This window comes from Vibrio sp. 10N.261.55.A10 (genome assembly GCF_041470825.1).
In the GTDB taxonomy this organism is placed as follows: Bacteria; Pseudomonadota; Gammaproteobacteria; order Enterobacterales; family Vibrionaceae; genus Vibrio; species Vibrio crassostreae_C.
On the sequence record NZ_JBFRNC010000050.1, the window covers coordinates 130,447 to 142,527 of the forward strand.

Here is a 12,081-nt window from a genome sequence, read left to right on the forward strand (position 1 = left end):
GTCGATGGATATCAATGAGATATATAAGGTGAATGTTAACGAGATTTAACATATACAACAGGATGATTTTGAAAACGCCAAAGGCCAGATAGAAAAAAGGCTAGCATCGAGTGCTAGCCAAATATAAAAGTTAGGAAGGGTATTGATTTTCCTCTAGGCTAACGTCATTGACGTTAGCCCGAGAAATATTATGCGGAAAGCATGAGTGAATCAGCTTTCGCTTCTAAGTTTGAGTTACCCATTAAGAAGTCATCAATCGCAATTGCACATTCACGACCTTCATTAATACAACGTACAACTAGAGATTGACCAGTACGCATATCACCAGCAGCGAAAACGCCTTTCTGGTTCGTTGCAAAACCTTCAGAAGCGACGTTACCGCGCTCGTCCAGTTTAATGTCTAGTTGAGCAAGCACGCCGGTTGGCTCCGGGTGTAAGAAGCCCATTGCTAGGAATGCCATGTCACAAGGAATAACACGTTCAGAGTTCGCGACTTCATCAAAGCCTGGACGCTCACCTGGTTTCGCATCTTGCCAAACGATGTCAGCAATACGTAGACCCGTCACTTGACCTTGCTCGTTACCGATGAACTCTTTGGTTAAGATGTTCCAGTGACGTTCACAACCTTCTTCGTGAGAAGTGGTGGTTTTCATGATCATTGGGTATTGAGGCCAAGGCATGTTTGCAGGGCGCTTCTCTGGTGGGATCGGCATGATCTCAACCTGAGTAATGCTCGCTGCCTTATGACGGTTTGATGTGCCCACACAGTCAGAACCAGTATCACCACCACCGATAACCACAACGTGCTTATCTTTAGCGTGAATCTCTTCTGTTTTAAGATCTAGGTTGTTAGCACGGCGGTTGTTTTGACCAAGGAATTCCATGGCAAAGTGAACGCCTTTCAACTCACGACCAGGGATTGGCAAGTCGCGTGGAACCGTAGAACCACCCGTTAGCAATACCACATCAAACTCTTGGCGTAACTGTTGAGCATTAACATCAACACCGATGTGTTGGTTAACTTTAAACTCAACGCCAGCTTCAGCCATTAAGTTGATCTTACGATCAATCACGTCCATACCCAGTTTGAAATCTGGGATACCGAAGCGAAGTAGACCACCGACTTTCTCGTCACGTTCAAATACCGTTACCGAGTGACCAGCGCTGTTTAGCTGCTCAGCTGCGGCTAGGCCAGCAGGACCTGAACCGATAACTGCGACAGTTTTACCTGTGCGAGAGCGTGGTGTTTTAGGTTTTGCGTACCCTTCACGGTACGCAGTTTCGACAATCGTTTTCTCGATATTACAGATAGTGATTGGGTCTTGGTTGATACCAAGAACACAGGCACTTTCACAAGGAGCAGGACAAACACGACCGGTAAACTCAGGGAAGTTGTTGGTAGAGCTTAGGATGTTCCAAGCCTCTTCCCAGCTGTCACGGTAAACCGCATCATTGAATTCTGGGATGATGTTACCAATCGGACAACCGCTGTGACAGAAAGGTACGCCACAGTCCATACAACGAGATGCTTGAGTATTGATCTTGTCACCAAACTCTTCGTTAAGTACGAACTCTTTGTTGTCTTCGATACGAACCGATGGGTCGAGCTTCTTTGGAAGCTCGCGACCGTGTTCTAAAAATCCAGTAGGCTTACCCATTATACTGCCTCCACTTCTTCCGTTTGTGCCTGTTGTGCTTCAGCTTTACGCTTCTCAAGAACTGCTTTGTAGTCGCGTGGCATAACTTTAATCAGTGATGCAATACTTGCTTCAAAGTTGTCTAGGAAAGACTGAGCAACTTCACTTCCTGTGAATTCAACGTGCTTGGTTAGCATATCTAGTAGAAGATCTTTATCTTCTTGTTCAATTGGATCTAGGTCTACAAGTTCTGGGTTAAGCTTGGTTTCGAAGTCACCAGCTTTGTCCCAAACATAAGCGACACCGCCACTCATACCCGCAGCAAAGTTACGACCTGTTGAGCCAAGGATAACGGCAACACCGCCAGTCATGTATTCACAACCGTGGTCACCAACGCCCTCAACAACAACCTTCGCACCTGAGTTACGAACACAGAAACGTTCACCAGCCATACCGCGAATGAAAGATTCACCTGAGGTTGCACCGTAGAAACATACGTTACCAACCACGATGTTATCTTCAGCAACGATAGAAGATTTCGCATCTGGGTACAGTACCAAAGTACCGCCAGACAGACCTTTACCCCAGTAATCGTTCGCGTCGCCTTCTACTTCGAACTTAACGCCTTTCGCAAGGAACGCACCGAAAGATTGGCCAGCACTACCGTGGAACTTAACGTTCATTGGTTGTGGTAAACCTTGGTCTTTGTAAACCTTCGAGATTTCGTTCGACAGCATGGTACCAGCAGAGCGGTCTGTGTTGATGATAGGGAAGGTCGCATTCACGGTTTCACCTTTCTCAAGCGCTGGAATTGCCGCTTGAATCAACTTGCGGTCTAGAACGTCTTCTAGGTTGTGGTTTTGTTGTGTCTGGTTGTAGATACCATCTTCTTCACGAGCCTGCTCAATGTGCAGTACAGGTGTTAGATCTAGGTTCTTGTACTTCCAGTGGCCGATGTCGTCACGAACTTTAAGTTTGTGCGATTGACCTACCATCTCATCGATAGAGCGGAAGCCAAGTTCAGCCATTACTTCACGCAGACCTTCAGCCATGTATTGGAAGAAAGTCACTACGTCTTCTACGCGGCCGTCGAAACGCTCACGCAGAGTTTTGTTTTGTGTTGCGATACCAACAGGACAGGTATTCTTGTGACACTTACGCATCATGATACAGCCTTCAACAACCAATGCTGCTGTTGCTACGCCCCATTCTTCCGCGCCAAGTAACGTTGCTACTGCAAGGTCACGTGGTGTTTTCATCTGACCATCAGACTGAACAACGATACGGTTACGTAGGCCGTTTTTCAGTAGTGTTTGGTGCGTTTCTGCTAGACCTAGTTCCCAAGGCAGACCTGTGTGACGGATAGAAGACATCGGAGATGCACCCGTACCACCATCAAAACCTGCGATAAGTACCACGTCAGCTTTCGCTTTCGCTACACCCGATGCAATCGTACCTACGCCAGCTTCTGATACTAGCTTCACGTTGACACGACCGTTACGGTTCGCGTTTTTCAGATCGTAGATCAGCTGAGCCAAATCTTCGATTGAGTAGATATCGTGGTGTGGCGGTGGCGAGATAAGACCTACGCCCGGAGTCGAGTGACGCGTTGCGCCGATCCAGTCATCAACCTTATCACCAGGTAGTTGACCACCTTCGCCCGGTTTCGCACCTTGAGCCATCTTGATTTGTAGCTCATCAGCGTTAGATAGGTAGTAAGACGTTACACCAAAGCGACCAGAAGCCACCTGTTTGATTGCTGAACGTTCCCAGTCGCCGTTTTCTTTACGTTCGAAACGTGCTGGATCTTCACCACCTTCACCTGAGTTTGATTTCGCGCCAATGCGGTTCATCGCAACAGCCAGTGTTGAGTGAGCCTCATGCGAGATTGAACCAAAGCTCATTGCGCCGGTTGCGAAACGCTTAAGAATGTTCTCGATTGGTTCTACTTCTGCTAGAGGAATAGAGCCTGCAGGGTTCTTGATGAAGTCCAGTTGGCTACGTAGCGTTGCTGCGTTGTCGCCTTGGTCATCAACTGCTTTTGCGTACTTCTTGAACTGACCGTAATCTTTGTTACGCGTCGATTCTTGAAGTAGAGAAATCGTTTCTGGGTTGAATAAGTGTTTCTCACCACGTTGTTTCCACTGGTAAACACCACCAACATCAAGGATCTGAGCTGGAATTTCACGAGCTGGGTAACCAACACGGTGACGAACCAATACTTCTCGCGCGATATCGTCGATCGTTAGACCTTGGATACGAGAAACAGTACCTGTGAAGTATTTTTCAACCACTGATTTGCTAACACCAAGTGCTTCAAAGATTTGTGCACCGTGGTAAGACTGCAGCGTAGAGATCCCCATCTTAGAGAAGATCTTAAGTAGACCGCCGTTAACACCTTTACGGTAGTTATCGAATAACTCACGTGGGTGTACGTTTGGATCTAGCTTCTTAGTACGTTGCAGTTCAACAATCGTTTCAATAACTAGGTATGGGTTAACTGCGTTTGCACCATAACCGATAAGCGTTGCAAAGTGGTGTGTCTCACGAGCGTCGCCCGTTTCAACAACGATGTCACACTTAGCACGTAGACCTTTACGGATTAGGTGGTGGTGAACCGCGCCAACCGCCAGCATTGCTGGAATAGCGGCATGGTTAGAGTTAACCGCACGGTCTGTCAGTAGGATGATAGAGTAGCCATCAATCACTGCGTCTTCTGCGTATTGGCAGATACGCTTAAGTGCGCGCTCTAACTTACCTTGGTCGCCATTTGCTTGGAATACGATATCCAGCGTCTTCGCCTGAAGGTGCTCGTTATCGATTGCACGCAGTTTTTCTAACTCAGAGTTAGACAGTACTGGAGACTCAAGTTCTACTTTTTGACAGTGCTCAGGTGTTTCAGCAAGTAAGTTCTGGTCTTTACCTAGGTAAGTGTTCAGAGACATAACCATGCGCTCACGAATCGGGTCGATCGGCGGGTTAGTTACTTGTGCAAACAACTGTTTGAAGTAGTTTGAAAGGTGCTGCGATTGGTGAGAAAGAATCGCTAGCGGCCAGTCAGCACCCATTGCAGAAAGTGGCTCGTAGCCTGTTTTCGCAAGAGGTAGAATGATTTCGTTTACTTCTTCAGAACTCACGCCAAACGATTGTTGTTTGTGTAGTAGTTTCTCTGGAGAAGGTTGGCTAAATTCGTTGCTCGCATCCGGTAGCTTTTTCAGGCTCAGAAGGTTCTCTTCAACCCACTTTTCGTAAGGTTGTGCTTTAGCAATGCTGTCTTTCACTTCTTCATCAGAAATGATGCGGCCTTGCTCAAGGTCAGCAACGAAGATACGACCTGGTTGTAGACGACCACGGTACTCAACGTTTTCAGGTGCAATCTCAACAACACCAGACTCAGACGCCATTACTAGGAAGTCGTCTTTAGTTACTGTGTAGCGAGAAGGACGCAGACCGTTACGGTCAAGTGTTGCACCTACTTGAACACCATCGGTGAAACATACTGATGCTGGGCCATCCCATGGTTCCATTACGTTCGCGTGGTACTGGTAGAACGCACGACGAGTTGGATCCATGTTTTTGTTTTCTTGCCATGCTTCCGGGATCATCATCATCAACGCGTGTGGCAGAGTACGACCTGAAAGAACAAGTAGCTCAAGTGCCATATCGAAGTTTGATGAATCCGAACTACCTTCCTGACAGATAGGAAGCAGCATGTCGATTTCAGCTTGTGTAAACAGATCCGATTCTAGGATTGCTTCACGTGCTTTCATCCAGTTCAGGTTGCCGCGAACCGTATTGATTTCGCCATTGTGCGCGATGTAACGGAAAGGCTGAGCTAGACGCCAACGTGGGAATGTATTGGTAGAGAAGCGAGAGTGTACTAGTGCTAGAGCTGTCACCATGGTTGGGTTTTGCAGATCTAGGAAGTACTGAGGAACTTGTTCAGTTGTTAGCTGACCTTTGTACACCAATGTCTTGTAAGACATAGAGTTGATGTAGAAGTCATCACCGATATTTGAAACGCTTTCTAGGCATACACGAACCGTGTAGTTACGTAGAACATACAGTTTACGCTCAAGCTCTTCTGGTGTGATACCAGGGCCGCCAGAAATAAATACGTGTTCAAATTGAGGTTCAGTGCTTAGTGGGTCAGCACCAATCATTGAATTGTCCGTTGGAAGTTCACGGTAACCGATAACTTCTAACTCAAGGCGTTGTGCATTGCGTTCTAGAATGTCACGACACTGTGCACGTTTGTGTTCATCTTTAGGGAAAAGTACAACACCAACACCATATTTTTCAAAAGATGGCAGCTTAATTCCAAGCTTTACGGCTTCTTCTAGTAAGAATTCGTGCGGCTTCTGTAGCAGGATACCTGCACCATCACCAGAACACGGATCGCAGCCTTGGCCGCCACGGTGTTCCATACGTGCAAGCATATCGAGTGCTTGAGTTACTACATCATGAGATTTGCGATTCTTTAGATGCGCAACAAAACCGATACCACAAGCGTCATGCTCCAATTCAGGAGTATACAGACCCTGTGAGTTCTGCTCTTGATCTACCATAGATACATCCTTCCAGTTAAATCTAGGCGCAACTTATTTGTATAAAGTCAGCCTTGTCCTTTTATATTTATGGGTCTAAACCTGCCTATGCTGGCGGTTTGAATCCTTTCCGTATCTCGCAGAAAAAGTATTGCGAGAAAAACAATCCTTAGTGATACCTGTTTATTTTTAACCACAAACTAGTGGTTTATATAGGTGGGAGTTAGATATCACCGACTTATTAGCAAGTTTTCGTTGTAAGTAAATACTCAAAAATAGCCAATATGTGTAAGTATCCTACAATTTTGTCTAGGCGAATTGCAATGAAAGTTGACCCATGTAGACCATTTTTTTCGTTTTATTTTGAATTTAATGCCTAACAAATGTGCAACATTAGGCAAATAGAGCCGATTTTTTGCATGTTTATTGATATTTGTTAGGTTGCTCGCAAAAAGCCTTGAGTAAACTAATTGGTCGAATTTTGCAGGGATGTAATTTTTTTTCAAAAAAGACTGATATTCATTCTTATTTACTTGAGTGCTTTGAAAATATGCAATTACACGAGTTGGTCAATACTATCGGCCAAGACCTTCAACGCCGTTATGGCGAGAAGGTTCACAAGCTGACGCTTCATGGTGGTTTCAGCTGCCCAAACCGAGACGGGACAATTGGCCGTGGAGGTTGTACGTTTTGTAACGTGGCTTCCTTTGCCGATGAACAAACTCAAATTCAAAGTATTGCTGACCAGCTAAAAGATCGTGCGGGTGAGATTGCTCGTGCCAAGAAGTACCTGGCTTACTTTCAGGCGTACACCAGCACTTATGCTGAGGTGCAAGTGCTCAAGAATATGTATGAAGAGGCGCTAAAAGCACCCGGTGCAGAGATCGTCGGCCTTTGTGTTGGTACGCGACCAGACTGTGTGCCTGATGCGGTGTTGGATCTGTTAGCGGGCTACGTTAAACAAGGCTATGAGATTTGGCTCGAGCTTGGCCTGCAAACCGCCAATGATAAAACCCTCAAGCGAATTAACCGCGGCCACGATTTTGCGGTGTATGAAACGATCACCCAACGCGCACGCGCTTTAGGTATCAAGGTGTGTACTCATCTGATTGTTGGCCTACCAAAAGAAACCAAAGCGGATAACCTTGAAACCTTAGACAAGGTATTAGCCGTTGGCACCGATGGTATTAAGCTGCACGGCCTTCATATAGTAGAGGGCAGTACCATGGCTAAGGCGTGGAAGGCCGGAAAGCTAGAAGCCCCAAGCCTTGAAGAGTACATCGATATCGCGAGTGAGATCATTCAACGCACGCCTGCGGACGTGGTTTATCACCGTGTTTCTTCAGCGGCGAGACGCCCAACCTTACTTTCTCCTTTATGGTGTGAGAACCGCTGGTTAGCGATGACTGAAATAGGTCGTTCGTTGGATAAAACCGGTGCTCAGGGCATCAAAACGGGCTCTGCATTCGAGTACACGTTGCCTGTTTTAAACGCGGCCAATTAATAGAAATGGGTGACTGTAGGTAACAGCAGATAAAACCAATAAATAGTGGTAACATTTCCCTAGCAGATTTTATGGTATAGATTGAGAGTAAATGGAACTGGTAATGACTTGGTTGTGGGACAGGGCGTATGGCTACGGTATTTATATCGTTGTTGTATTGCTGATTGCTCTCATCTGCTGGCATCTCTATTCTCGTTATCAGTCGCATATCGAAACGCTTCTACTTGCTACCCCGTCGCCACTCTACTTTGTTGATGTTCGAAGTGGCGAAATACTCTATGCCAATCGCCAAGCCATGCAGTTGCTTGGTATCCGCCAAATCGGTGTTAATTTTCGCTTTCCTACTGTGGAAAGCGAGAACAGCTTTCGTCACTACTTAACCAACCACATCAACTCTCGAGCCTTCGAGCAGGTCTCCCTGTGGGCGCTTTCTGAATTTGAGTCGTTCAAGATCAACTTGATCGGTCGTAAGATCCATTTTAGAAATAAGCAGGCTTGGATGATTCACGCCTCACCTTATAAAAACACTAACGAAGAACTGTCCCAAGAAGTTCGAGAACTGAATGTTGCTCGTACCGCTTTGGATTCTTTGTCTGAGCTGATCTACGTGAAAGATCAGAAAGGTCAGTTAGTGACGAGTAATCGCTCGTTTAAAAAGTTTTGGCATGGTCGTGCTGAAGAGGGCACCCTGAGTGTTTCTGGTGGAGTATTAAAAGGTCGTGTAAGTGAACGCTCTTGGACTACAGATCAAGATGGAAAAAGCTGCTTGCTTGAAACCTACCAAAGTGTGCTGCTTTCCCAAGATGGAGAAACCATCGGCACGCTCTCTATTAGTCATGATGTGACCGATTGGCATGACATGCAGCAGAAACTGCGTGGCGAGATGGAGAAGCGAAAAGATACCGAAGTGGCACTTGCGCAGCGTGACACCATCTTGCAAAACCTCCTGGAGGCCAGCCCAGACTCGATTGGTATCTTTAATGAAAACATGGTTTATCAAGCGTGTAATAAACCATTTGTGGCTGCGCTGGGTATCTCTGAAGTCAGTGACTTGATCGGTAAACGTTTACAAGATGTGGTGCCACATAGCATCTATACGCGAATATCAGAAACCGATCATCAAGTGCTTCATCAAAGTAAATCACTGCGTTATATCGACAAAGTGGTCTCAAGTGATGGAACATTTACTTGGTATGATGTAGTCAAATCACCGTTTAGAGATCCAGCATCGAGCACTAATGGTGTGTTGATCATGGCGCGTGATATTACAGAGCGTTATCTAGCAGAACAAAAGCTTGAAGAAGCCAACCTTGAACTTGAACGCCTCAGCTTTATGGATAGCCTGACTAAAGTGTCTAACCGACGTCGTTTCGATGAACAGCTCTCTACACTGTGGCATTATCATGTGCGTGAGAAGCTGCCACTGACGATCATGCTATGTGATATCGACTTCTTTAAAGGCTACAACGACTTTTACGGACACCAACAAGGCGATGATGCTTTGATTCAGGTTTCTCAGGCATTTAAGCAGGTGTTGAATCGTTCATCTGATTGTGTGGCTCGTTATGGTGGTGAAGAGTTCGGCTTTATTCTGCCAAATACAACGACCGAAGGTGCTCAGCTGGTGGCGCAGCGTATTCATGATGAAGTCCTAAAATTGGAACTTGCGCATGAGAAGTCGACAGTCTCTGAATTCATCACGGTGAGTATTGGTATTATCTCTTACATTCCTACACCTGATGATGAAATGGAATCGGCTGTTGCCTTGGCTGATAGTGCGTTGTATCAAGCGAAATCAGACGGTCGCAACCGTTCAATGGTGCATCCATACTCAATTCGCTAACGCTATAAAATTGGCAATTTGATTATCCCCGGCTATTTTTGCTTAGTTAGTATTTGTATTGGTTAATTAACCTTCGAAATTACCGCTGAACACTTGCTGCGTGTGATGTAGCTAGCTTACCTCCCATCTTCAAACAGGGTAGAATGTTGCTAGTCTTATCGCATGGAGCGCTAAATGAAACCCATGAAAAATCTTGCCCAGTATTACGTGGATCTACTCGTAAAACTGGGGATTGTCCGCTTTTCTATCTTACTCGCCCTAGCGCTTGTTGCCCTCGCTGTTGTTGTGCAAGTCGGTATCACCCTTGCACTCAAAGGCAATGTTGATGACATCGACATTGTCCGTTCAGTTTTCTTCGGTTTAGTGATCACGCCTTGGGCGGTTTATTTTCTGTCAGTGGTCGTGGACCAGTTGGAAGAATCACGTCAAAGGTTAGCGAAATTGGTCTCTAAACTTGGCGACATGCGTGAGCGAGACCAAGAACTCAACAATAAAATGCAGCTCAATATCGAGAAGCTTAATCAAGAAATTGAAGAGCGTGAAAAAGCGGAAGAAGCGCGCGCAGAAGCAATGCAAGATCTCGAAAACGAGGTGTTCCAGCGCGAGCGTACTCAGCTTGAACTCGCAGAACGTACTGCACTGTTACGCTCGTTTATCGATGCCTCGCCTGACCTTATTTACTACCGTAATGAAGATGGTGTGTTCTCTGGTTGTAACCGTGCGGTTGAAGAGCTCACTGGTAAAACAGAAAAAGAGCTAGTTGGTTTAACTCCTTGGGATGTTTACAGTAAAGAGGTCGCTCAGCAAGTTGTTGAAACCGATAAGAAAGTATTTGCTGACAACCAAGCACTGACTTATGACCAATGGCTTGAATACCCAGATGGCCGCAAGAGTTACTTCGAACTGCGTAAAGTGCCTTTCTACAGCAAAGATGGTCGTCACTTGGGCTTGGTTGGTTTTGGCCGCGATATTACTGAACGTAAAGAGCATCAAGAGTCGTTAGAAAAAGCCAGCCGCGATAAGACCACCTTTATCTCAACTATTAGCCACGAGTTAAGAACGCCGCTCAACGGCATCATTGGCTTGAGCCGCATGCTGCTTGATAGCCAACTGACCACCGAACAGCGCAAGCAGATGCAAACCATCAAGGTGAGCGCGGTGACACTGGGTAATATCTTCAACGATATTATTGATATGGATAAGTTCGACCGCCGTAAGCTTGAACTCTTCCCTACGCCTATTAACTTTGAAGATTTCGTTGTCGAGATCGAAAGTATCTCTGCGTTGATGGCTGAGCAGAAAGGGTTAAGGTTCGATCTAGAAAGATTGTCTGATCTTCCAGCTGCTGTTGAGGTGGATGGTACTCGTCTTAGACAGGTACTGTGGAACCTTGTTAGTAACGCGATGAAGTTCACCAAAGATGGTGGAGTGGTGATGACAGTCAGCGCCGACATTGATGGTGACTTTGCCAACATTACGATGGAAGTGGAAGATACTGGTATTGGTATCCCTGAAAGTGAAATCGAGAAGATCTTCGCGATGTACTATCAGGTGAAATCGGGCACGGACAACTTGCACGCTGTCGGCACGGGTATTGGTCTCGCTGTCTCTCAACAGCTAATTAATATGATGGATGGCCACATTGAAGTCATCAGTGAAGAGGGCTTTGGCAGTACCTTTACGGTTTCGATTCGAGTTCCAGTGAATCACGATACTCAGGCTCTGATCAAAACGCCAAGAAAACAGTCGAATCTTAAGATCTTTATGGTCGAAGACATTGAACTCAATATCACAGTGGCTCGCTCTCTACTTGAAAGCCTTGGCCATGAAGTGACAGTCGTGATGACGGGTAAAGAGGCGCAAATTGCTTTCAATCCTGAAGACTATGATTTGGTGTTGTTGGATATCCAACTGCCAGATATGACGGGTTTCGATATTGCTCAATACTACCGCGAGAAATACAGCCAGCTACCGCCTTTGGTGGCGTTAACTGCGAACGTATTAAACAACAAGCAAGAGTACTTCCAGAAAGGCATGGACGAAGCGATCAGTAAACCTTTGTCGGTTCGAGCTATCCAAGATGTCATCAGTGAACTTATCGAAGATGCACCAGAGGTAATTGAGAAGGTAGCGGGCACCGATAAGGTTGAGAGCATTGATAAAGTCGACGCGAGTAAGCCTTTTCTTTCAGAAATTGATACCACTTTGCTTGATATTGATATGCTAGAGTCTTATGTTGATATTGTTGGATCGAAACCGGTTTTGGATAGCATCGCGATGTTCGAAGATATGATGCCGGAGTATATGGAAATATTGAACTCCAACATGGTCGCGAAAGATAAAGCCAGTATCGTTTCTGAGGCACATAAGATTAAAGGTGCTGCAGGTTCTATTGGTCTGAAACGCATCCAACAAGTTGCCCAGAAAGCTCAATCTCCAGATTTGCCTGCGTGGTGGGAGAACATTTCAGATTGGGTTGATGAGATAAATAACGAATACCAGAATGACATTGAAGTTTTAAAGAGTTGGTTAAATCAAAGGTAGAAGAAT

5 protein-coding genes are annotated in these 12,081 nt (G+C 45.8%); 3 read left to right on the forward strand and 2 right to left on the reverse strand.

Features of this window, described 5'->3' with window-relative positions; translation table 11 throughout:
• Positions 1 to 188: 188 nt before the first annotated feature.
• Both AB4274_RS15920 and gltB read right to left on the reverse strand, forming a co-directional pair.
• Complete coding sequence (locus AB4274_RS15920) at positions 189 to 1,658, reverse strand: glutamate synthase subunit beta (protein WP_017070082.1); 1,470 nt, start codon at positions 1,656 to 1,658, stop codon at positions 189 to 191.
• Complete coding sequence (gene gltB, locus AB4274_RS15925) at positions 1,658 to 6,205, reverse strand: glutamate synthase large subunit (RefSeq protein ID WP_372083386.1); 4,548 nt, start codon at positions 6,203 to 6,205, stop codon at positions 1,658 to 1,660. Before gltB ends, AB4274_RS15920 begins: the two co-directional genes overlap by 1 nt.
• A gap of 529 nt (positions 6,206 to 6,734) precedes the next feature.
• Between gltB and AB4274_RS15930 the strand changes: the two genes are divergently transcribed.
• From AB4274_RS15930 to arcB, 3 genes are all read left to right on the forward strand, one after another.
• Positions 6,735 to 7,688, forward strand: a complete 954-nt coding sequence (locus AB4274_RS15930) for a TIGR01212 family radical SAM protein (protein ID WP_017059306.1) — start codon at positions 6,735 to 6,737, stop codon at positions 7,686 to 7,688.
• A 91-nt stretch (positions 7,689 to 7,779) separates the two neighbouring features.
• Positions 7,780 to 9,531: a diguanylate cyclase domain-containing protein gene (locus AB4274_RS15935; RefSeq protein ID WP_017059307.1), complete on the forward strand. Its 1,752-nt coding sequence runs from the start codon at positions 7,780 to 7,782 to the stop codon at positions 9,529 to 9,531.
• A gap of 174 nt (positions 9,532 to 9,705) precedes the next feature.
• Positions 9,706 to 12,075, forward strand: a complete 2,370-nt coding sequence (arcB, locus tag AB4274_RS15940) for an aerobic respiration two-component sensor histidine kinase ArcB (RefSeq protein ID WP_017072313.1) — start codon at positions 9,706 to 9,708, stop codon at positions 12,073 to 12,075.
• The last annotated feature ends 6 nt before the right edge of the window (positions 12,076 to 12,081 follow it).

Excerpts from the sequence above, each read along its gene's own strand:
- AB4274_RS15935 (WP_017059307.1), top strand. The coding sequence starts at position 7,780 with ATGGAACTGGTAATGACTTGGTTGTGGGACAGGGCGTATGGCTACGGT.
- gltB (WP_372083386.1), bottom strand. The coding sequence starts at position 6,205 with ATGGTAGATCAAGAGCAGAACTCACAGGGTCTGTATACTCCTGAATTG.
- arcB (WP_017072313.1), top strand. The coding sequence starts at position 9,706 with ATGAAACCCATGAAAAATCTTGCCCAGTATTACGTGGATCTACTCGTA.
- AB4274_RS15920 (WP_017070082.1), bottom strand. The coding sequence starts at position 1,658 with ATGGGTAAGCCTACTGGATTTTTAGAACACGGTCGCGAGCTTCCAAAG.
- AB4274_RS15930 (WP_017059306.1), top strand. The coding sequence starts at position 6,735 with ATGCAATTACACGAGTTGGTCAATACTATCGGCCAAGACCTTCAACGC.